The sequence below is a fragment of the Catellatospora tritici genome (assembly GCF_019083965.1).
Classification (GTDB): Bacteria; Actinomycetota; Actinomycetes; order Mycobacteriales; family Micromonosporaceae; genus Catellatospora; species Catellatospora tritici.
The window spans coordinates 14,444-35,815 of sequence record NZ_JAHRCY010000037.1; the positions used below are offsets into that span (position 1 = coordinate 14,444).

18 protein-coding genes and 1 pseudogene are annotated in these 21,372 nt (G+C 70.1%); 9 read left to right on the forward strand and 10 right to left on the reverse strand.

Annotated elements, in window-relative coordinates:
* Positions 1–46 precede the first annotated feature (46 nt).
* From KUA19_RS40325 to KUA19_RS40335, 3 genes are all read left to right on the forward strand, one after another.
* Positions 47–1,546, forward strand: a complete 1,500-nt coding sequence (locus KUA19_RS40325) for a long-chain-fatty-acid--CoA ligase (RefSeq protein ID WP_217405002.1) — start codon at positions 47–49, stop codon at positions 1,544–1,546.
* Between the two features lie 105 nt (positions 1,547–1,651).
* Positions 1,652–3,367, forward strand: a complete 1,716-nt coding sequence (locus KUA19_RS40330; protein ID WP_217405004.1) for an aldehyde dehydrogenase family protein — start codon at positions 1,652–1,654, stop codon at positions 3,365–3,367.
* 308 nt (positions 3,368–3,675) lie between these two features.
* A complete protein-coding gene (locus KUA19_RS40335) occupies positions 3,676–3,894 on the forward strand; it encodes a hypothetical protein (protein ID WP_217405006.1) in 219 nt (72 codons plus the stop codon).
* A 586-nt stretch (positions 3,895–4,480) separates the two neighbouring features.
* Here the strand turns inward: KUA19_RS40335 and KUA19_RS44855 are convergent.
* The 4 genes from KUA19_RS44855 to bla all read right to left on the reverse strand — a co-directional run bounded on the left by KUA19_RS44855 (position 4,481) and on the right by bla (position 7,837).
* On the reverse strand, positions 4,481–4,756 hold the full coding sequence (locus KUA19_RS44855) for a ParB N-terminal domain-containing protein (RefSeq protein ID WP_217405007.1): 276 nt from the start codon (positions 4,754–4,756) through the stop codon (positions 4,481–4,483).
* 434 nt (positions 4,757–5,190) lie between these two features.
* Positions 5,191–5,727 (reverse strand): hypothetical protein, encoded by a 537-nt coding sequence (locus KUA19_RS40345; RefSeq protein WP_217405009.1) that lies wholly within the window; start codon positions 5,725–5,727, stop codon positions 5,191–5,193.
* A gap of 423 nt (positions 5,728–6,150) precedes the next feature.
* Positions 6,151–6,384, reverse strand: coding sequence for a hypothetical protein (locus KUA19_RS40350; protein ID WP_217405011.1), 234 nt, complete (start codon positions 6,382–6,384; stop codon positions 6,151–6,153).
* Between the two features lie 559 nt (positions 6,385–6,943).
* Complete coding sequence (bla, locus tag KUA19_RS40355) at positions 6,944–7,837, reverse strand: class A beta-lactamase (protein ID WP_217405013.1); 894 nt, start codon at positions 7,835–7,837, stop codon at positions 6,944–6,946.
* A gap of 111 nt (positions 7,838–7,948) precedes the next feature.
* On the opposite strand from bla, the gene KUA19_RS40360 reads away from it, so the two are divergent.
* Both KUA19_RS40360 and KUA19_RS40365 read left to right on the forward strand, forming a co-directional pair.
* Positions 7,949–8,845 carry a LysR family transcriptional regulator gene (locus tag KUA19_RS40360; protein WP_217405014.1) on the forward strand — a complete coding sequence of 299 codons (897 nt, stop codon included), beginning with the start codon at positions 7,949–7,951 and terminating at the stop codon, positions 8,843–8,845.
* Complete coding sequence (locus KUA19_RS40365) at positions 8,842–9,753, forward strand: serine hydrolase (protein ID WP_217405016.1); 912 nt, start codon at positions 8,842–8,844, stop codon at positions 9,751–9,753. Before KUA19_RS40360 ends, KUA19_RS40365 begins: the two co-directional genes overlap by 4 nt.
* Positions 9,754–9,757: 4 nt before the next feature.
* Here the strand turns inward: KUA19_RS40365 and KUA19_RS40370 are convergent.
* From KUA19_RS40370 to KUA19_RS40390, 5 genes and pseudogenes are all read right to left on the reverse strand, one after another.
* Positions 9,758–9,985: pseudogene (locus tag KUA19_RS40370) on the reverse strand (ATP-binding cassette domain-containing protein); the annotation flags it as partial.
* 120 nt (positions 9,986–10,105) lie between these two features.
* Complete coding sequence (locus tag KUA19_RS40375) at positions 10,106–10,786, reverse strand: tetratricopeptide repeat protein (protein WP_217405018.1); 681 nt, start codon at positions 10,784–10,786, stop codon at positions 10,106–10,108.
* Between the two features lie 350 nt (positions 10,787–11,136).
* Positions 11,137–12,195, reverse strand: a complete 1,059-nt coding sequence (locus tag KUA19_RS40380) for a cytochrome P450 family protein (protein WP_308167926.1) — start codon at positions 12,193–12,195, stop codon at positions 11,137–11,139.
* 868 nt (positions 12,196–13,063) lie between these two features.
* On the reverse strand, positions 13,064–13,249 hold the full coding sequence (locus tag KUA19_RS40385) for a hypothetical protein (protein WP_217405022.1): 186 nt from the start codon (positions 13,247–13,249) through the stop codon (positions 13,064–13,066).
* Between the two features lie 37 nt (positions 13,250–13,286).
* On the reverse strand, positions 13,287–13,712 hold the full coding sequence (locus KUA19_RS40390; protein WP_217405024.1) for an organic hydroperoxide resistance protein: 426 nt from the start codon (positions 13,710–13,712) through the stop codon (positions 13,287–13,289).
* A gap of 101 nt (positions 13,713–13,813) precedes the next feature.
* Here KUA19_RS40390 and KUA19_RS40395 point away from each other — a divergent pair, with 101 nt between their 5' ends.
* From KUA19_RS40395 to KUA19_RS40405, 3 genes are all read left to right on the forward strand, one after another.
* Complete coding sequence (locus KUA19_RS40395) at positions 13,814–14,728, forward strand: AraC family transcriptional regulator (RefSeq protein ID WP_217405026.1); 915 nt, start codon at positions 13,814–13,816, stop codon at positions 14,726–14,728.
* A 382-nt stretch (positions 14,729–15,110) separates the two neighbouring features.
* Entirely contained in the window at positions 15,111–15,842 is a 732-nt protein-coding gene (locus KUA19_RS40400; RefSeq protein WP_217405028.1) for a hypothetical protein, read from the forward strand.
* A gap of 24 nt (positions 15,843–15,866) precedes the next feature.
* Positions 15,867–16,493 (forward strand): hypothetical protein, encoded by a 627-nt coding sequence (locus KUA19_RS40405; protein ID WP_217405030.1) that lies wholly within the window; start codon positions 15,867–15,869, stop codon positions 16,491–16,493.
* A 135-nt stretch (positions 16,494–16,628) separates the two neighbouring features.
* On the opposite strand, the gene KUA19_RS40410 is transcribed toward KUA19_RS40405, so the two are convergent.
* Positions 16,629–16,883, reverse strand: a complete 255-nt coding sequence (locus tag KUA19_RS40410; protein ID WP_217405032.1) for a hypothetical protein — start codon at positions 16,881–16,883, stop codon at positions 16,629–16,631.
* 526 nt (positions 16,884–17,409) lie between these two features.
* Here KUA19_RS40410 and KUA19_RS40415 point away from each other — a divergent pair.
* A complete protein-coding gene (locus KUA19_RS40415; RefSeq protein WP_217405034.1) occupies positions 17,410–21,285 on the forward strand; it encodes a ThuA domain-containing protein in 3,876 nt (1,291 codons plus the stop codon).
* Positions 21,286–21,372: the final 87 nt, after the last annotated feature.

A 21,372-nucleotide genomic window follows, 5' to 3' on the forward strand; every position in this document is an offset into this window, starting at 1 on the left:
CCCTTGGCACCCCGGACGACGACACACGACAGGGAGAGACCTGGTCATGACCAACCTTGCCCAGAATCTGGCGGCGGCGGCCGCACGCGACGGCTCCGCCTCCGCCATCCGGATCGGCGACGCCGTGGTGACCTACGCACAGCTCGACGAGGCCAGCGCCCGCGTCGCCGGGCTGCTGCACGAGCGCGGCGTGCAGCCCGGCGACCGGGTCGGCATCATGCTGCCCAACGTGCCGCAGTTCGCCGCCGCCTACTACGGCATCCTGCGCGCCGGCGCGATCGCGGTGCCGATGAACGTGCTGCTCAAATCCCGCGAAGTGGCGTACTACCTCGGCGACTCGCAGGCGAAACTGGTGTTCGCCTGGCACGGCTTCGCCGACGAAGCCATCGCCGGCTCGGCCACCGTCGGCACCGAATGTCTGCTGGTGACGCCGGGCGAGTTCGAGACCCTGCTGGCCGCCGCCACCGCGCAGCATGAGGTGGCCGACCGTGACGCGGCCGACACCGCCGTGATCCTCTACACGTCCGGTACCACCGGCACGCCCAAGGGCGCCGAACTGACGCACGCCAACCTGATCCGCAACGCGCAGGTCTCGGTCGACTTGTTCTCGCTGACGGCCGACGACGTCGTGCTCGGTGCGCTGCCGCTGTTCCACGTGTTCGGCCAGACCTGCGGTCTCAACGCCACGCTGGCCGCCGGGGCGTGTCTGGCGCTGGTGCCGCGCTTCGACGCCAACGCAGTCCTGGACACCGTTCACCACCACGGCGTGACGGTCTTCCAGGGCGTGCCGACGATGTACTCCGCGCTGCTGGCCCACCCGGAGCGGGCGAAGTTCGATGTGGGCAGCCTGCGCATGTGCGCATCGGGCGGTGCGGCGCTGCCCGTGGAGGTCCTGCGCGCTTTCGAGGCCGAGTTCGGCTGCATCGTCCTGGAAGGGTTCGGCCTGTCCGAGACTTCGCCGGTGGCGTCGTTCAACCACCCCGACCGCGAGCGCAAGGCCGGCTCTATCGGCACCCCCATCGCCGGTGTGGAGATGGAGCTGCGCGACGTCGAGAACGGCGTCGGCGAGATCGTCGTCCGCGGCCACAACATCATGAAGGGCTACTGGAACCGGCCCGACGCGACCGCCGAGGCGATCGACGCCGACGGCTGGTTCCGCACCGGTGACCTGGCCCGCATGGACGAGGACGGCTACTTCTTCATCGTCGACCGCAAGAAGGACATGATCATCCGGGGTGGGTACAACGTCTACCCGCGCGAGATCGAGGAGCTGCTCTACGAGCACCCCGCCGTGCGCGAGGTCGCGGTCATCGGCATCAAGCATGCGGAGCTGGGGGAGGAGGTCTGCGCCGCGGTCGCGTTGAAGGACGGCGCCTCGGCCACGCCCGACGAGCTGCGCGCGTACGTCAAGTCGCAGGCCGCGGCGTACAAGTACCCGCGGCATGTGTGGATCGTCGACGAGCTGCCCAAGACCGCCACCGGCAAGATCCTCAAGCGTGAGGTCAAAACGCCCGAGGGCCTCACCGCGCCGTACCCCGCCCGCTGAGTCGGCCCTCTGAACACCGCCGCCTGCCATGAGTTTGGTCATGGCAGGCGGCGGTCCTGCCATCCCATGCCCTCGCGCAATCGATTTGGAAAAGGACGTCGCCCGATGAGTATCAGCACCGCCACCGCCGCGCAGCTGGATCAGCTGATTGCGGCGCTGCGCGACGGGGAGCGCGGCTGGGCGCGTGAGTCGCTCGCCGCGCGCCGGACCCTGCTGCTGCAGATGCACGCCAACGTCGCCGCCCAGGCCGAGGACTGGGTTCGCGTCGCCGGGGAGATCAAGCAGCTGCCGCCCGGTTCGCCGCTGCGCGGCGAGGAATGGATCAGCGGGCCGTGGGCGGTGCTCGGCTACGCCGAGGCCCTGGCCGACTCCCTGGCCCGCATGGCGGAAGGCCGGGATCTGCTGGCTGGATACCCGGTCGGGACCGCGCCCGGTGACCGGATCGCCATCGACGTGCTGCCGCACAACATGTTCGACCGGTTGCTGCTCAGCGGCTTCCGCGCCGAGGTGTGGATGGAGCCCGGCGTCACCGAGCAGGAGACCCGGCAACAGGCCGGCCTGGGCCTGCGTACGCCAGAGCAGACCGCCGGTGTCGCCGTGGTCATGGGTGCCGGCAACATCACCTCGATCGCGCCGCTGGACGTGCTCTACCAGCTCTACGCCCACAACCAGGTGGTCCTGCTCAAGCTCAACCCGATCACCGATCCGCTGCTGCCGGTGTTGCAGACGGTGTTCGCGCCGTTCATCGACCGCGGCTACCTGCGCATCGTCACCGGCGACGCCAAGATCGGCGACCACCTGGTGACCCACCCGAGCGTCGACGCCGTCCACATCACCGGCAGCGAGGCCACCCACGACGCCATCGTGTGGGGGACCGGCGCGACCGGTGCCGCGGCGAAGGCCGCGGGCACCCCACGCCTGACCAAGCCGATCACCAGCGAACTCGGCGGAGTGTCGCCGACGATCGTGGTGCCGGGCCGCTGGTCTGCGGCGGACATCCGCTTCCAGGCCGAGCACATCGCCACCCAGCGCCTGCACAACAGCGGCTTCAACTGCATCGCCGCCCAGGTCGTCATCGTCAGCAAGGACTGGGCGCAGAAGCAGGAGTTCTACACCGCGTTGCGCGCCGCGTTCGCGGCCGCACCTGCCCGTCCCGCCTGGTACCCGGGCTGCGAGCTGCGGGTGGCCGGCGCGCGGCAGGCGCACCCGGGCTTCGACGGCGTCGGTGGCACTGCCGAGCGCACTGTGCTGTGGAACCTCGACCTCGGCGACGACGCCGAGTCCGCGTTCGGCACCGAGTACTTCGGGCCGGTCCTCGGCGTGGCCGAGCTACCCGGCACCGGCCTGGAGTTCGTCAACGCCGCAGTCGACGTCGCCAATGAGCGCCTGCACGGCACCCTGGGCGCCAACCTGATCGTCGACCCCCGCACCCGGCGGCACCTGGGCGCGCACCTGCGCGAGAGCATCGCCCGGCTGCGCTACGGCACCATCGGCGTCAACGCCTGGACCGGCGTGGGCTACCTGACCGCCCGCGCCACCTGGGGAGCCTTCCCGGGACACCCCCTCGACGACATCCAAAGCGGCCGTGGCGTGGTCCACAACTCACTGCTGCTGCACCGCCCGGAACGGACCGTCGTCTACGGACCGTTCCGGCCCGCGCCCCGATCGATCATGACCGGCCAGTTCAGCCTCACCCCGAAACCGCCGTGGTTCGTCACCAACCGCACCGCCGCAACGACCGGCCGCAGACTGACCGCGTTCGCCGCCCGGCCTCGCTGGACCGCACTGCCCGCCATCTTCACCTCCGCGCTGCGGGGATAGCGAGGGCTGCCAGCGGCAGGCAGGCCGGCAAGCACCTGCTTGCCGGCCTGCCTGCCTGCCTGCCGCTGGCTCGCATCGCTGCGCGGGCAGTACGGCCTTGTAGGGGCCATGGCTGCCGTGTGGCGCTGACCAGCGACGACACGGAAGGTCGGGTGGGGCGATGACGGTGCACTGTGAGGTTTCCAGTGAAGATGGTGATGGTCTCACCGCTCGGGTCTGACTCCGAGGTTCCTTGACTCGAAGTTGATGTCGTTAGCGGGATTTGGCCGCTGCCGACGCCTGAACCCGGCCAACCGCAAGAGTCGAGCATGATGACGTACTGGAGCAACGGCATGGGCTGGGGCGGCATGTTGGGTCCGGGGGTACCGGCCTTCTGGGGCCCGATCATCGCCGGAATGGCAGTGTGCCGTCCGAACCAGCCCGCCGCTCCTGCGGGCCATCGTCGCAGCAGCTACCGGTCGAACGCTACGCCCGAACTCCACGAAGGCGACCACCGCAAGCGCTCGCGGGTCCTCGCCGCAGGCTGACGTCCTGGACCGCCACGCCCTGGAAGTGCGGCGTGTTTGCGGATCGTGCGGCCGATCGTCCGCACGATCCGTTCCGGCGCGGCGACGCGGTGTCGCACCCGCCTGGAAGAGGACGGACGGCGCCGACGGGCACGGCAGATCACTGCTCGGTGACCGACGCGTCATGGCCTGTGCTGTCCAGGGCTTCTGGAACCGCCCTGGCCGAGCGCGAAACAGCGGAGGTGGAGGTGTTCTGATGGGCAACGAGGTTGACGCCTTCCTGGCCAGCATCATCGCGGGTTGACGCCGGATCCCGGATCGGTGGCGTGATTCATGATCACTGACGGCGGCGGATAAGAATCCCGGCCCAACCCCCGTTCTACCGCAACAGCGACGGGTAATCGCACAGCGACCCACCGTATTGTTTGGTCTTCCGCCAGGTCGGTTCCCGTCGGGGTTGTCGAAGCCGAAACTGAGCAGCACATCGGCTACGCCCCGTATGCGATGTCGAGAATCCCGGCGCCGTTCCGACCGCCATCAGCGAGGGCTTGGGCCCGGCGGGAACAGGAGGATGACGATGAGCAGACATGCCTGCGACATGTCGATGTCAGTGGACGGATTCGTGTCGGGCCTGCACCAACGACTCCCGCGCCTGGACCCGGAGCCGGACATGCAGGTCGGCGCTGCCGTCGGGCGTCTCGAAGAACGGGGTGGGGGTGTGGTGGCCGTCGGTAAGGAACGGCTCACCGCCTGGCCCGATCACGACGGTCTTCATCGGGGCGATGCTTGCGCCGGTCTCCGTGCCGACCGGCAATCGGCAGGTGAACGAGGTCGGATCGTACAGCCGCGCGCCGGGGGCGGCCGATGCGGCGGCGATCCACACCGTGGCTGCGGCGCGGTCGGTTTATCAGCGATGAAAGGGGGTGCAGCTGACTAGGTACAGGTGGTCGACCGAGATACCTCACGCAGGGCCGATGGAACGATCCGAACGCATCCGCGGGCGGCGGCGCGGTCGGCTTACCACGGACCGAATATCCCACTATCCGCTAGGGTTTAAGACTTTGGCCCGGCGTGCAGCTTGCGTCGGTTATTTTGTCCGTCTCCTGCTTGAATGCGCGCCTGAGAGGATGACTCGCTGTCCTTGACAGGGTGACTACTTGCGATCCAGCGGAGGACCGGCCCAGCGGCACGAAAGGGCTCGTCTGGCGGCGTTGCCGGCACCCCCAGACACTGACCGTACCCTGACCGACGCGTGGTGGGGCCCGACACAGCGCCGTTCCCCACCACGCCGAAACCGGTGGTCCAAAGCGTCGCTGGTCATACGCTTGTGATCTCCAAGACCCCGTACATGGTGATGCTGGAGAAGGTGCCCAGTCCGAGGGCGCACAAGGCCAGCGGCGGGGAGACTCCGCTGCGGTCGTTGACGTAGGTGTCGCCGGCGAACAAGCCGCCTGTCACGACTCCGGTCGACAGGGTCGTGTAGACCGGACCGACCAGCGTGGGGCTGTAGTTGGCTGAGATCGTGCTGGTCTGGCCGGTGTTCCAGGTGATGGTGAAGGTGACGGTACTACTGGCGAGCAGGTCGAGGCAGCTGCGCGTCACGGTGACCGAGCCGGTGGCGGTGCCCGACGTGATCGCCGGGACGCTCGCGGACACGCACGCGCCGTACAGGTGGTTGGCGGTCACGGTGCTTGTTGTCGGAGTGTTGCTGAGCGGTGGGTTGTACTGGATGGTGCTCGAGGTGAGTGCGCAGGTGACGTCGAGGATGCCGGCATGGGCCGCCGGCGCGGGCACGACCACTCCCGCGGTACCTGCGATGAGCACGACGAGTAGGGCCGTGAGCTTTCGTCTCATCATTCGACTCCTGACGGATGCTGGCTGTCGGCCGGCGGACTGTCGACCGGCGATGGCGGGATTGCGAGGGCGGTTCCTGGTGTCCGCCTGGTCGCCCCGGGCGGGTCAGGTGCGCGGATGTCTTCGTCGCCTTGGGCGCTGACTCCGCCTGCGTGCTGCCAATGGGCCTGCTTGTTAAGGATCGTCGGGTCTGCCGGCACACGCCGCGGCGCATGCGGGCGGCGCTGTCGGGGACAGAGGCGGGGTCTCGTCCGGTGCCGCCGGCATGGTCCGCACCGATGATCGTGGCGTAGACCTGCGGGTGTACGCGCAGAGCTGCTGACGCCGACAGCCTCCCAGCGGCTGATCGCGAGCGCGACGAGGCTGGTGTTGGACGTGACTCCGCCCGGGTGGAGGAGTAGCAGGAGCGTGAGGGTTCGTCGGTCAGTGTTTGGACGGCGTCGGAACGGGCGAGTCTTCAGTGGTGATCGTTCCGGTCTCGACGATGATCGTCTGCCGGCCGCTCTGGCTGAAGGTGTAATCGAACGTGAACGTGGTCGTCTCGGCGGTGTTCCAGATGATCTCCAGTGAGCCGGAGCCGCTGTCCGGCAGGCGATGGCGTCGAATGCTGAGTCGTGGAGGCCGCAAGCGATCGCCGGTGCCGCAGTCGAGGTGCACGGCGCGTACTCGATATGGGATTCGGTGTGGGGTCGGGCGGGTGGTGGGGGTAACCGGGACCGAACGTCTCGTCCTCGGTACCAGTGCAGATCATGTAACGGCCGGGAGTGCCTCTGCGGCATTGGGCACGGCGAACACGGCCGCGGCGGCGAGTAAGGCGGCTACTGCGGTGGTCGGCGGAAACCTGAGCCTGGTCGGGTGCTTCATGTCCTTCCCAGTCGACTGTAATCGCGCTAACCGTGATCATCGTCGATGTCGCCCGGGTGGGTGAGTATCGATCAGGTCGATAAGGCCGCTGCGTAGGGTCATCGCCGCGGTGCCGACTGCCGCGAGCGCGCTCGCTGTGCCGCTACGCGGCACTGCCCCCGACCGGGCCCGTCAGCCGCCTGACGCCGCTTCGGCAGCGAGCACGCTGCTACGGCAGTCCACTTCAGTTCATGGGCCCATGGCCTGGTGGTCTGGTGCAGGTGTGGTCGCCGTTTTCGGGGAGAAGCCCCATGTCGTCCGTGCTCGTCAGGATGGAGCACTGCACGGGGCGTCGCGGTCGGCGCGGTGCCGCTCAGGGACGAAGCGCGGTGATGGCGGCTGCCGCCGCCTGGGCGATCAGCGCGTCGTCGTACTTGGCGTCCTGCTGGGTGCGGCTGGACAGGATGGCCAGGACGATGGGGGCGCCGTCGGTGGGCCAGATGACGGCGATGTCGTTGCGGGTGCCGTAGGCGGCGGCTCCGGTCTTGTCGCCGACCTGCCAGCCCGCGGGTACGCCGGTGCGGATGAGCTTGGCGCCGGTGGTGTTGCCGCGCAGCCAGTCGTTGAGCACGGCACGGTCGTCGTCGGCCAGGGGCTGCCCGAGGGTGTAGGCGTACAGGTCGTTGGCCAGGGCGCGGGGGGTGCTGGTGTCGCGGGTGTCGCCGGGCGTGGCCTGGTTGAGCTCGGGCTCGCGGCGGGCGGCGTCGGTGGTCAGGTCGCCGAACTCGCGCAGCGCCTGCTCGAAGCCGTCTGGGCCGCCGAGGTGGTCCAGCAGCAGGTTGCCGGCGGTGTTGTCGCTGTAGCGCACGGCGGCGTCGGCCAGCTCGCGCAGACTCATCCCGGTCTGGACGTGCTTTTCGGTGACGGGGGAGTAGGTGACCAGGTCGGCGTCGGTGTAGTGCACCATGCGGTCGAGCTGCTCGGGGGTGGTGGTGTGCAGGACCACGGCGGCGGCGAGGGCCTTGTAGGTGGAGGCGTAGGCGAACCGCTCGTCGGCGCGGTGCTCGACGGTGCGGCCGTTGCCGGTATCGATCGCGTATACCCCCAGCCGGGCGTCGAAGCGGGTCTCCAGCTCGGCGAAGGCGGCGACAGCCGAGGGCGCCGCCGCGCTGGGCGTCGGCGTCGTGGGGCTGTTGCTCGCGCAGCCGCTGAGGAGGAGGCAGGTGAGCGTGGCGGCCGCAGCGGCCCGCCGCACAGAAGTGATCATCGGGTTGCCCTTCCTCGTGCCGGGTCCGGGCTGCGAGCATCGCACCGCCTGATGAATGTGCACAAAGACAAAAACGGGCCGATCAATGCTGTTCATGCATAGTATGGGCCGGTGGACCTGGTGGCGGCGTGCCGAGCCTTCCTGGCGGTGAGCGGGCAGGGCAGCTTCACCGCGGGTGCGGTGGTGGCGCGGATCCCGCAGTCGGTGGCCAGCCGGCGGGTCGCGGCCCTGGAGGAGCACCTGGGCGGGCGGGTGTTCGCGCGGTCGTCGCGCACGGTGCGGCTGACGCCGTTCGGGCGGGACATGCTGCCGTGGGCCAGGCGCGTGGTCGACGTCGCCGAGGCGATGGCGCAGGACGCGACGCGGGCACGGCAGCGCCCCATGCGGCTGGCCGTTCCGGCCGTTTGCGGCACGCTCGCGCTGGCCCGGCTGGCGGCCGCGGGGCGCGACGAGCAGGTGCACCTGGACCTGGTCCCGGCCGGGCCGGTCGAGCGGGCGGAGCTGGCGCGGGCGCTGCAGGTCGGCGCCGCCATCGTGGCCGCCCCGCCCGACGGCGCTGCGTGGCAGGTGCCGGTCGGGCTGGCCACGGTCGCGAACCCCGGCCGGTCGGCGGTGCACCTGGAGTCGCTGCGCGCCGGCCGGGCCGCCCGCGCCGCGCGCCGCCGGCGGATCTGGCTACAGCCCGAGGACGACGTGGCGCACGTACGCGACGAGCTGACGCGGCTGGGCGCGGCCGTCGGCCTGCAGCCGGCGCAGGTCGCGACCGCGCCTTCGCTGGTGGCCGCGGCATCGGAGACGCTGACCACCGACGATCTGCTCGCCTGCGCCAGGATCCAAGCATTGGAGCTGGGCCTGCATTGGCGACCGATCGGCGAGATCGACCTACGCCGCGGCTACGACATGGCGGCGGGCAGCCGCGAGGACGCCGCGACGGTGGGGCAGCTGCTGGCCGCCGAGATCGGTCGTTGCCTAGGTGCGGGCGACGAGCCGGGCAAGGGGCGGCCATGAACGACACCGCGGTCGTGGCCCAAGCCCGCGAAGCCCTGCAGGGTGCGGGGCTGCGGGGCTCGTTCCTGGTACGCGACCTGGACTCCGGGCAGGAGCTGGGCATCGACGCGGACCTGCTGTGGCCGGTTGCGTCGCTGGTGAAGGTCCCGATCGCGGTCGCCACACTGGAGCGCGCCGCCCGCGGCGAGCTCGACCCGTCGGCGCCGGTCACGGTCGAGCCGGGCCGGGTGAGCACACCGGGCCCGACCGGGCTGAGCAGGTTCCGGCACCCGGCGACGATCGCGCTCGAGGACCTGGTCTACCTGGCCGTGGCGGTCAGTGACAGCACCGCCGCCGACGCGCTGCTGGCGCTTACCCCGCCCGCGCAGGTGACCGCCGAGCTGCGCAGGCTGGGTCTGGCCGGAATCAGCGTGCGCCATCTGATGCGCGAGCTCGCCAGCACTCCGGCCGAGCTGTTCGACCCGGGCGAGGTGCACGTCGCGCACTCGCTGGCGATCGCCGGTGCCACGCCGACCGGCGGGCACGCTGTCGCGCAGTTGGACATCGCCCGCGCCAACACCGGCTCGGCGCGGGCGTTGACGGACCTGCTGCAGGCGCTGTGGCAGCCCTCGGCCGTGCACCCGGCGGTGGCTGAGCGGGTGCGGGAACTGATGGGCGCCACGGTGATGCGGCACCGCCTGGCACCGGACTTCAGCTCCGACGCCTCGCTGTGGTCGTCGAAGACCGGCAGCCTGCTCAACCTGCGCCACGAGATCGGCGTGGTCGAGCACGCCGACGGGCAGACATTCGCCATCGCGGCGCTGACCGAGTCGAGCGTGGCGGCCGCGGTGCAGCCCGAGGCCGAGGCCTTGATGGCGCACGTGGCCCGGATGCTGCGCGACCAGCTGCGCCGCTTCGACCGGCTCTGACCCGACCGGCGGCCAGCGGCCGCCGAGCCGGAGCAGTACGGTCCAGGCCCGCCGCGCAGTGCATCAGCGTCGACTTGCCCGAACCGGACGGGCCCATGATCGCGGTGAAACGGCCGGCGTCGAAGGTGACGCTGACGTCGTCCAGGGCGGTGACGGCGGTGTCGCCGCCGCCGTAGACCTTCGTCAGGCCGGTGACCGCCACCGCCGGGCGGGTGATCGTCGCGGATGGCATGGCTGTCGACCGTAGGCGGGCCGGGGCCCGACCCGCATCAGCAGGGAGGACGTACCGGGCGTACGACCTGAGGCGCACGCCGGGCCGGGGCGGCCGGCCGGGCGTACGCCCGACCGTGACCTACCTGCCCGCTGCCGTGACGCCGCCGGTGGGGGACACCGGGATCGCGGTGAGGACCTGCTCCGCGTCCTGCGCCCCGGGACGGTCACCGCACGCGCGGTGGAGCTCGCGGGCCCGTCGGGCGTGGCGCAACGCCGCCTCGGCGTCGCCGGCCAGTAGCAGTCCTCGGGCGAGCGCGGTGGCCGCCCGGCCCTGCCGCAGCCGGAACTCGGCCTTCGCCGCGAGTTCGTGCGCGGTCGTCGCGCAGGCGATGGCCTGCTGAGCCCGCCCCTGCGCGAGCTCCACCGCGGCGAGCAGGATCAGGGCGTCGATCTCCGCGGCGACGCTGGCGGTCTCCCGGGCGTATTCCAGCGCGGACTGCACTTCGGTCGCCGCCTCCGCGACCCGCCCGCCCCGGATCAGGACGTACGCGACGCTGCTGCGGGCGGTCGCCTCGTAGCGCCGCTCACCGATCGCCTGGGTGATGGCTCGCGCGGCTTCGGCGTCGGCGAGCGCGGCCTGCCGGTCACCGAGGTCGCAGTGGACCTGGGCCCGGCTGGCCAGCGCGATCGCCTTGTTGCGCAGCGCGGGCTCGGTCTCGTAGATGCCGAGCGCGGCGTCGAAGAGCGCTCGCGCCTCGGTGAGGTCGCCCTGCTTGTGGCGCACCTCGGCGAGGTTGGCCAGGCAGATCGCCTCACCCATGACGGACCCAGCCGGCGGCATCGCCGCTACCGGCGCATCGGATCTACCGCGGGTCAGGCCCGGTCGAGCCACTCCAGGCTGACCAGCCGTCCGCCGCAGCTGAAGAGGACACCGGCGTGGATCTGATTCAGCGTCGGCGTGGATTCGCTCCAGTTGAGCAGTACAGCCAGGGGAGGACGCTGCGCCAGGGGGGCGGGCCGCGGGAGGGGGCGGGCCGCCTTTGCCACAGCAGGCCGACGTCAACCGCTCGACCTGACTCTCGCGCCGGTGATCTCGGGCCCACCACCGGTGACCGGTCTTCCCTGCCGCCCGGGCGCTCACGTGCCCAGGCTGGACCGATCGGGCGCGACCTACCTCAGCCGGACCGGCACGTGGACAGGGCCGTGCATGATCAGGCCCGGCCGCCACTTCAGCTCCTCCAGCGGCACGGCCGCGCGCAGCGCTGGGAAGCGGCGCAGCAGTGCACCGACGGCTACCTGGGCCTCCAGCCGGGCGACCGGTGCGCCGAGGCAGAAGTGGATGCCGTGGCCGAAGGCGACGTGGCCGTCAGCGTCCGGACGGCGCGGATCGAACCTGTCGGGGTCCGTGAACGACCCGCTGTCGCGGTTGGCGGACATCAGCGAGAGCACAACGATCTCTCCCGCCGGGATCGTCACGTCCCCGTAGGTCACTGGCTCGATCGTCAGCCGCAGTGTCGCGTTCTTCACCGGGCTCTCGTACCGGAGGGTCTCCTCGATCACCGCCGGCAGCAGCGACTCATCAGCCCGCAGCGCCGCCGCCAGCTCCGGCCGCCGCAACAGCAGGTAGATCGCGTTGCCGATCAGGTTCACCGTGGTCTCGTGCCCGGCGAGCAGCAGCACGAACACCAGCGAGCTGAGCTCGTCGGCGGTCAACCGGTCGCCGGCGTCGCTGGCCTGGATCAGGCTGCTCAGCAGTGCGTCGTCGGGCTCTGCCCGCTTGCGTTCCAGCAACTGCGCCACGTACTCGGCGGCCGCCCTCGCCGCGGCGTTCGTCTCCTCGGGCGCGACGGCGGCGCCGGCGACCATCGTGTTGGTCCAGCCGCGGAAGACGTCCCGGTCGACGTCGGGCAGTCCGATCAGTTCGCAGATCACCTGGAACGGCAGCGGGAATGCGAAATCGTCGATGAGGTCGGCCTCCGACCTGCCCTCCAGGCGGTCGAGCAGCTCGCGGGTGAGCTGTTCGACGCGGGGGCGCAGTCCTTCGATCCGCCGGGCGGTGAACGACCTCGACACCAGCCGCCGCAGCCGGGTGTGCTCCGGCGGGTCGGCGTTGAGCATGTGGGTGCTCGTCGCCGCCTGCACGTCGGCCGGTAGCGGCAGACTGCCTGTCAGCCGCACCTCTTTCAGCGCCGCCTTCGACAGGCGCGGATCGTTGAGCGCGTGCTTCACGTCCGCGTATCGTGTGATCAGCCAGCCGGTCTTGGTGGGGCCGAGCGGGATCTGATGGACCGGCGAGGCACTGCGCATACTGCCGAGAAGCTGGTGTGGATCGCCGGTTTGGCTGTCGGCTGGCGCTGTCATGCGGTGAGTGTGCCACAACGGATCGCAGGCCATAACTGTCCGCAAAGGCAGGTCGGAGGGCGGGTCGGGGCTCTCGGGTGCGATGCCGCTGTCTCGGCGCTGCCCCTTGCGGCGGCGCCCGCTGCCACCGCCGAGGGCCCGTACCCGACGCCGCGCAGGCGCGACCGGGGAGTCGATCACACCGCTGAGGTCGCCCGCCTCCACCAGCAGGCCTGGTTTTCACGGCAGCCAGACCGGCACGCCGCGGCGTGGAGGTGAGTCACCGAGACCTACCGAATGCGCGGGTGGATGTCCGCGCCTCGACCGGTCAGCTCGCCGATCTCCCCGAGGAAGTCCGCGACGCGGGTCGGCGGCACCGGTCTCGGAGATCGGCGACTATCCGCCTCGGCGCAGGCCCATGGCGAGATCGTGCAGCCGTAGGAGCAGGTCGTCACCCGCCCGCTGGAGGCTGTCGCCGTTGCCGTGGTCGACCCGGTGTCGGGCCGCGGCGGCTTCTGGCCCAGGCCCTGCATGGCCGTCGATCCGTCCCGAGATGTCGACCGCGCCGCCCGTGAGCTCAAAATGATCGTCGCAGCTGTGCCGCTGCCGGCCAGTTCGCCGGGTGTGGCACACGAGTTCCGCACCCGCCTGCACGCCATCGTCAATGGGGCGAGCGCATACGCTGGACGCCGTTCGCCGAACTCCGCACTGAACTGCACCGGTCGCAGGAGCCGCCGACCAGGCGGAGCCTGGCGGCTCAGAGCGACGCGTCTCGGGCCACCTCCGCGAACTTCGCTCGAATGGCCGCGATGACTTTGTTGTTCATCTCGTCTAACGATGCCTTGTCGAGACGAACATCCTCGATGGCCTCAACCATCTTTCCCTTATGCTCGGCCACCATGGCGAGCATGCGCGCCGCCCGACGCTGCGGCGTCTGCGGCACTGCGCTCAATGAGTGCCGACGCGTGTCTCCGGCAGGCTCATGGCAACACGCGCAGGTCGACATGAATGTTGCCGCGGGTGGCCCGAGAGTATGGGCAGACGGCGTGCGCTGACCGAGCGAGTTCCTCGGCGGTGCCGGGTGCGACGTCGGGCAGGTGGATGAGCAGGGTCACCGCGAGGCCGACCGCGCCCTGGTCCTCGGTTCCGATGCTGACGCGAGCGGTGACGCTGGAGCCGTTCATGTCAGCGTCACTCTGGCGGGCGACCAGCCGTAGTGCGCTGTGGAAGCAGGCGGCGTAGCCGGAGGCGAAGAGCTGCTCGGGGTTGGCGCCCTCACCGGTGCCGCCGAGCGCGGGTGGCATGGCCAGGTCCAAGTCTAGGCGGCCGTCGGAGGTGGCGACGTGGCCGTTGCGGCCGTCGCCGGTGGAGACGGCCTCAGCGGTGTAGAGAATCTTGATTGACATGTATCCAGCGTATGGAGATCAGCAGCCGCTCCCCATGGTTCACCGTCTTCCATACATGTCTGATCGTCTCGATGATAGTCGGTGGACGATACGATCTGCCGATGGACGTACTCAGCGACGCCATCGGCGTCATGCGTACCGGGCGTCCCCACTCGGCCGAGATCCGCAAGTGCGCTCCGTGGGCGGTGCGGGCCGAACGGTTCTCCGGCACCGCCTTCCACGTGGTGCTGGCCGGAACGTGCTGGCTGATCCCGCCCGAGGGCGCCGCGATCGCCTTGGGCGTCGGCGATGTGGTGTGCCTGCCGCACGGTTGCGGACACGCCCTGGTCGACAGCCCGTCGACACCACTGGCCGACGCGCCCTCGGCTTCCCTGACCAAGGTGGCACCGAGCACCGAGGACGTCGACCGCGCCACGACGGTCCTGCTGTGCGGCGCGTACACGCTTGACCGCACCCGGCCGCACCCGCTGTTCGCCGAACTGCCCGAGGTCATCCACCTACCGGCCCGGCTGGGTCACCGCCCGCAGCTGCATACCGTCGTCCACCTGCTTGGCGACGAGGTCGCCAACCCGGACGAGGGAAGCGAAGCCGTCGTGTCGGCCCTGCTGGACATGATGCTGCTCTACATCCTGCGGACGTGGCTCCGCGAGCAGACCGAGAACGGCCAGGCCACCGGGTGGGCCGCGACGCTGAGTGATCCGACGATCGCCGCGACGCTGCGTCACATCCACCGGCAACCCGCCAGGCAGTGGACGGTCGAAGCGCTGGGCGCCGAAGCAGGGTTGTCGAGGGCGGCATTCTCTCGCCGGTTCACCTCGCTGGTCGGCAAACCGCCTCTGAGCTACCTGACCTGGTGGCGGATGACCCTGGCAGCGCAGATGCTACGTGACAGTGACAAGCCGATGCAGACTGTCGCCCAGCGCACCGGCTACACCTCCGAGTTCGCCTTCGCCAAAGCGTTCAAACGCGAGTACGGCGTAGCCCCTGGCCGCTACCGCCAGCAGTCACGGACGTAGATTCGGCAAGGTTTGAGCCGCGCATCGCCGGATGGGCGAAGACAAACGCCCTGGACGCCGCTGCGAAGCTGACCATGCCGGTGTTCTTCGGCGCGGGCGAGGGCGAAGGCGGTCCCGCCCGGATGGCCAGGGACCTGTACGACCTACCCCCCGTCGGCACCACCCGCAAGCTCGTGTACGCGGCCAACGACTTCCACGGCGTGAACCTGCCGTTCCCCGGCGGCGGCAACGACACCCTGCGCACCGAGCTCCACCCTGCGCGTCTGCTGACGGCTCGCCCACACGGTCGCGATGAAATATCTTTCGGCAACCTATTGCAAATGTGGAATCGTTCTTCAACCATTGGTTTTTGCCGATTGCCTTCAAGGTGCTGGGAGATCCGATGGCGACAAGCGAGCCCTCGTCAGCGCGGCTGCCGGTGTGGGTGCCGCTGCTGTGGTTGGCCGTCTTCGCCGCCGCGCTGCTGGTGCCGGCCCGTGCCGCTCATGCCTCGCACCCCAACCCCGACTCGATCAAGCACCTGCACAACATGCACTACGCGACTACCAACCCGGACGGGCCCGGCGCCTACGACGAGCAGTTCTGCATCGAATCACACGACACGTCGAAGGTCGGCAACACTGCCGGCCGGTCGTTCGTCGATCAGACGCTGACGCAGATGGGGTCGGGCAAGGTATGGGACGGGCTGGGCGGCTGGCGAATCGACCTGTGGGCCACGAGCAGCAACTGCGTGTCATATCCCGCCTCGACCCGGGCCACCATCGAGATCGAGGTCCACTACGGCTGGGACTGGAGCAGCATCTGCGGGGGAGCGGTCGGCTATTACAACTGCGTGGTGCACGACAATCCGATCTGGAACGCCGACTACGGGCACTACGACAGCTGCTGGGCCTATGTATACCTGGTCTTCAGCTCCGGCGGTCGGCTCGACAGCGTCGGCCGCGCGTTCATCAACCACGAGTTCGGTCACGTGTTCGGGCTGGCAGACGACAACGGCGTCTGCAACCCGCCGAGCATCATGCACAGCACCATCGTCGGCTATTCCTGCGGGAACTGGTCCAACTGGTACCCCAGCTCCGCTGACTACCAGTCTGTCATCAACCTCATGGGCTGAGGCCCGCGGCAAGGAGACCCTCTCATGCGCCGACGTCCGCCGCGCGTACGTCTGCTGACCCTGCTGACGGCGGCCATCGCGGTCGCGATGGCCGCCGGCGGAATCGCCCTTGCCCTGGACCGTGACCACGGCGGCGATCACCACCCGCACCTCGACACCGCCAGCGGGCTACTTGTCACCAACCGGTCCGAGCTGCGGTTGTGTGTCGAAGCCCCACCCGAGGTCAGCGCCACCGGGCGGCAGGCCATCCAGGCCAGTCTCCTCGCCGCGCTGCAGCAGACCCGCCAGGACCCGAACTGGAACAGCGCCTACGGCCGAGCACACTACAACCCGGCGACCGCACTCGACTTCGGCTGCCCGGCACCCCGCTTGCCCCAGCGATACGAACCGAAGATGACAGTGGCCGGGCCGGGCGTCACTGCCAACCCGAGCATCTACCGTGCCTGGGTCTACGTCCTCGACGAGCCGACCGCCGACCGGGTACTCGGCACCGGCCAGCCGACCGCCGTCGCCGCGGCCGAGCTCATGGCCGAGTCCATGACGGCGTTCCCGGTCTCCACGGCTTTGCTCGTCAGACAGAGCCGACTCGCCGACACGGCGACCGTGGTGCAGGGTCTGCGGGCGGCGCTGGGGCTGGACCCGAGCCTGTAGGACGTGGACACGGAACCGTGGGCAGGGGGTGAGTCCGCGAACCGGATGGCAGTGCGAATGCAACCTACGTGGATGCGGCGGCGGGCTGCTCGCGTGGGATGAGCAGCCCGCCGTTGCGGTGTCGTTGAGGCGGCGTCACTGCCGGGCCATGGCGATCCGCCAGCGCTCTTCGATCGGGATGTGGTGCTCCTGGCTGGCCGCTGGGGCGTCCACATCGATCTGCACCCAGCGGATGGTGCCGTTGAAGTCGTTGTGTCGGGCGGGGTACTCCGGGGTGACCGGGGATCCGGTCGCGCGGCCGACGTGGGTGGCCTCATCGGCGGAGAACAGCACGGGTTGGGTTGCCGGTAGTGTGCCGCGGCCGATCTGCGCGCCGTCGACGTACCCCATGCACCTGGGAATCGCGCCGATGTGCTGCTGCGCTGCTGAAACAGGAGGTCACCGTACGGTGTACTGAACCCTGATCCACCGGCTTGACTCCGAAGCGGTCATTCCGCGGGAATCGGGCTGGTGAGGGCCGGTTCGCCGGGCGGCCGGAGACCCGTACCGTGCGCCGGCCGCCCGGCGCGGCTCGGCGTGACGTACCGGAGCGGCGCGGGACACGGCGCCGCCGACCTGCCCGACTGACAGGGCGGCTCGCTGCGGGGCGGACGGTCGGCACGTGAGGTGCCTTCACAACGGCGGGGGATTCTGCTTAACTGTCCGCACTGGACGGGAGAGCGCTCTCCCGCAGGGCCCTGAGGGAAGGAGGTGAGGCGCGCCGCCCCACCTTGCCGGGCGGACGCGGCACTGTCTCCAGCCAACCGTCATCCAGTCTGAGGCCCCACCGTGCCCGCAGTGTGGGCTGACAGCTCCCGCTCCAGACGTGATCGGCGCACGTCTTCAGTTCTCTCCACAAGAGAGGTGCAAACCGATCATGCTCCTACGCAGAGTGCTGCTCTGTGTCGCCCTCGTGCTGGCCGGGATCGGCTTCCATGCCGTACCGGCGCAGGCCGCCCCCGACTTCACGGTGCTGATCTTCAGCAAGACCGCGGGGTTCCGACACGACTCCATCCCGGTGGGCATCACCGCGATCCAGGCCCTCGGCACGGCCAACAACTTCGCGGTCGAGGCGACCGAGGACGCCACCCAGTTCAACGACGCCAACCTGGCCAGATTCAAAGCCGTGATCTGGCTGTCCACCACCGGCGACGTGCTCGACGCCACCCAGCAGGCCGCATTCGAGCGCTACATCCGCGCCGGCGGCGGCTACCTCGGCATACACGCCGCCGCCGACACCGAATACGACTGGTCCTGGTACGGCGGCCTGGTGGGCGCGTACTTCGCCAGCCACCCGGCGATCCAGCCGGTCACGGTGCGCATCGAGGACACCGTCCACCCGTCCACCGCCGGGATCCCGGTGAGCTGGAACCGCACCGACGAGTTGTACAACTACCGCACCAACCCGCGCGGGTCGGTGCACGTGCTCGCCAATCTGGACGAGTCCACGTACACCGGCGGCAGCATGGGCGCCGACCACCCGATCTCGTGGTGCCGCGCCTACGACGGCGGCCGCACCTGGTACACCGGCCTCGGGCACACCCAGGAGAGCTTCAGCGAGGCCAACTTCCGCACCCACCTGCTCGGCGGCATCCGGTACGCGGCCCAGGGCACCGGCAACTGCGCGGTCGCCCCGCCCACCGGCACGTTCAGTCAGGTGACGCTGGCCAAGGGCGTGGCCGAGACGGGCGAGCCGATGGGCCTGACGGTGCTGCCGAATCGGGGTGTGCTGCACACCTCCCGCGACGGCGTCGTCCGGTACACCGACGTCAACGGCAACACCAAGGTCGCGCTGACGCTGCAGGTCTACACCCACGACGAGGAGGGTCTGCAGAGCATCAAGGCCGACCCGAACTTCGCCACCAACCGGTGGGTGTACCTGTACTACGCGCCTCCGCTGAGCACCCCCGCCGGCGACTCTCCGGCGACCGGCACGACGGCGGACTTCGCCCCGTTCAACGGCTCCAACAAGCTGGGCCGGTTCACCGTCCGAGACGACTACACCATCGACCCGGCGTCGCTGGTCACCATCCTCGACGTGCCGACCAGCCGGGGGCAGTGCTGCCACGTCGGCGGCGACATCGACTTCGACGCGGCCGGCAACCTGTACCTGTCCACCGGCGACGACACCAACCCGTTCGACTCGGGCGGCTCCGCGCCGATCGACGAGCGGCCCGACCGCAACCCGGCGTTCGACGCGCAGCGCACCGCTGGCAACAGCAACGACCTGCGGGGCAAGGTGCTGCGGATCAAGCCGGGAGCGACCGGCGGCTACACCATCCCGGCCGGCAACATGTTCGCGCCGGGCACGCCCAACACCAGGCCCGAGGTGTACGCCATGGGCTTCCGCAACCCGTTCCGGATGAGCGTCGACAAGGCAACCGGGGTCGTCTACCTCGGTGACTACGGCCCCGACGGCGGCGCCGACCCCAACCGCGGCCCGGCGGGCACGGTGGCGTTCGAGCGGATCACCGCGCCGGGCTTCTTCGGCTGGCCGTACTGCTCGAACTACAACACCCCCTACCAGGAGTACACGTTCCCCAGCGGTCCATCCGCCGGCCCCTTCAACTGCGCGGGCGGGCCGACGAACAACTCGCGCAACAACACGGGTATCACCACCCTCCCGGCGTCGCAGACCGCCTGGCTGCCGTACGGCGGTGCCGGCCCCTGGCGGCCCGAGCTGGGCGGCGGCGGCCCGATGGGCGGCCCGGTCTACAACTTCAACCCGGCGCTGGTCTCCGACGTGAAGTTCCCGGCCTCCTACAACGGCAAGGCCATCATCGGCGAGTTCACCAGCCGCTGGATCAAAGCGGTCACGATCAACGCCAACGGCACCGCCGGTGCGATCGACCCGCTGCCCTGGTCCGGAACCGCGATCATGGACCTGGAGTTCGGGCCGGACGGCGCCCTGTACGTGCTCGACTACGGCACGACCTGGTTCGGCGGCGACGCCAACTCGGCCCTCTACCGCATCGAGTACAACAACGGCGGCAACCGGGCCCCGATCGCCCAGGCCTCGGCGACCCCGTCCACCGGCGCGGCCCCGCTGACCGTGCAGTTCAGCTCGGCCGGCAGCAACGACCCCGACGGCGACGCGATCACCTACGCCTGGGACTTCACCAGCAACGGCAGCACCGACTCGACAGCGGCCAACCCGACGTTCACCTACCCGTCCAACGGCGAGTACACCGCTACCCTGACGGTGCGCGACACCGGCGGCCGGATCTCGACGGCCAGCATCGTCGTCGGCGTCGGTCGGCCCAGCATCCAGATCATCGGCCCGCCCGACGGCTCCGTGTTCCAGTTCGGCGACCTGGTCCCCTACGAGGTGCGGGTCACCGACCCGAACGTCGGCACGGTCGACTGCAACCGGGTCGTCGTCAACTACGTCCTGGGCCACGACAGCCACGGACACCCCATCACCAGCAAGACCGGCTGCACCGGGTCGATCCAGACCACGGTCGACGGCGAGCACGACGCGGCAGCCAACATCTTCGGGGTGCTCGCCGCGGTCTACACCCCGCCGACCGGGCCGGCGGTCCAGGCCCAGGGCGTGCTGCAGCCGCGCACCCGGCAGGCCGAGCACTACAACACCATGAGCGGTGTACAGCTCGCCGCCAAGGCCAGCGCCCACGGCGGCAACGCCGTCGGCTACATCGAGAACGGGGACTGGATCTCCTTCACGCCCTACAACCTGACCGGCGTCACGGGCTTCAAGGCGCGGGTGGCCTCGGCCGGGGTCGGCGGCACGCTGACCGTGCGGGCCGGTTCGCCCACGGGCACCGTCGTGTCCACGGTGCCGGTCGCCCCGACCGGCGGTTGGGAGACCTGGGTCGACGTGACCGGCACGGTGACCGTGCCGGCCGGCACGCAGCAGCTGTACCTGGTGTTCACCGGAGCCGCCACCGGCTCGCTGTTCGACATCGACGACTTCACCTTCACCTCCGGCGGCACCCAGCCGCCGACAGGGACCAACCTCGCGCTGAACCGTCCGGCGACGGCGTCGAGTGTCGAAGGCGCGTACACGGCGTCGGCGGCGGTGGACGGGTCGCTGACCACGCGGTGGGGTAGCGCGTTCAGCGATCCGCAGTGGATCCAGGTCGACCTGGGTCAGTCGTATGCGATCAACCGGGTGAAGTTGACCTGGGAGGCGGCGTACGGTTCGGCGTACCAGATCCAGACCTCCGCCGACGGCACGACCTGGACCACGGTGCGTACGGTCACCGGCGGCGACGGCGGTGTCGACGACAACACCGGACTGGCGGGCACCGGCCGGTACGTGCGGATCAACGGCACGGCCCGCGGTACCGCCTGGGGCTACTCGCTGTTCGAGTTCGAGGTCTACGGCGACAGCGGCCCGCCGCCGACGGCGACCAACCTCGCGCTGAACAAGCCGGCCACGGCGTCCAGCGTCGAGGGCGCCTTTACGGCGTCGGCGGCGGTGGACGGGTCGGTGACCACGCGGTGGGGTAGCGCGTTCGCCGATCCGCAGTGGATCCAGGTCGACCTGGGTCAGTCGTACGCGATCAACCGGGTGAAGTTGACCTGGGAGGCGGCGTACGGTTCGGCGTACCAGATCCAGACCTCGGCCAACGGCACGACCTGGACCACGGTGCGCACCATCACCGGCGGCGACGGCGGCGTCGACGACAACACGGCCCTCGGCGGCACCGGCCGGTACGTCCGGATCTACGGCACGACCCGCGCCACCGGGTGGGGGTACTCGCTGTTCGAGTTCGAGGTCTACAGCTGACCGCTTAGACCCGCAGTTCACCGGGCGCGGGGGGGCCGGGCGCGGCCGGCCGCCCCCCCCCGCGCGAGGGGGGGGGGGGGGGGGGGG

Bases quoted from the DNA above. Each gene is read 5' to 3' on its own strand.
- KUA19_RS40325 (WP_217405002.1), top strand. From the start codon at position 47: ATGACCAACCTTGCCCAGAATCTGGCGGCGGCGGCCGCACGCGACGGC.
- KUA19_RS40330 (WP_217405004.1), top strand. From the start codon at position 1,652: ATGAGTATCAGCACCGCCACCGCCGCGCAGCTGGATCAGCTGATTGCG.
- KUA19_RS40335 (WP_217405006.1), top strand. From the start codon at position 3,676: ATGATGACGTACTGGAGCAACGGCATGGGCTGGGGCGGCATGTTGGGT.
- KUA19_RS40345 (WP_217405009.1), bottom strand. From the start codon at position 5,727: ATGAGACGAAAGCTCACGGCCCTACTCGTCGTGCTCATCGCAGGTACC.
- bla (WP_217405013.1), bottom strand. From the start codon at position 7,837: ATGATCACTTCTGTGCGGCGGGCCGCTGCGGCCGCCACGCTCACCTGC.
- KUA19_RS40365 (WP_217405016.1), top strand. From the start codon at position 8,842: ATGAACGACACCGCGGTCGTGGCCCAAGCCCGCGAAGCCCTGCAGGGT.
- KUA19_RS40375 (WP_217405018.1), bottom strand. From the start codon at position 10,786: ATGGGTGAGGCGATCTGCCTGGCCAACCTCGCCGAGGTGCGCCACAAG.
- KUA19_RS40390 (WP_217405024.1), bottom strand. From the start codon at position 13,712: ATGTCAATCAAGATTCTCTACACCGCTGAGGCCGTCTCCACCGGCGAC.
- KUA19_RS40395 (WP_217405026.1), top strand. From the start codon at position 13,814: ATGGACGTACTCAGCGACGCCATCGGCGTCATGCGTACCGGGCGTCCC.
- KUA19_RS40400 (WP_217405028.1), top strand. From the start codon at position 15,111: ATGGCGACAAGCGAGCCCTCGTCAGCGCGGCTGCCGGTGTGGGTGCCG.
- KUA19_RS40405 (WP_217405030.1), top strand. From the start codon at position 15,867: ATGCGCCGACGTCCGCCGCGCGTACGTCTGCTGACCCTGCTGACGGCG.
- KUA19_RS40410 (WP_217405032.1), bottom strand. From the start codon at position 16,883: ATGGGGTACGTCGACGGCGCGCAGATCGGCCGCGGCACACTACCGGCA.
- KUA19_RS40415 (WP_217405034.1), top strand. From the start codon at position 17,410: ATGCTCCTACGCAGAGTGCTGCTCTGTGTCGCCCTCGTGCTGGCCGGG.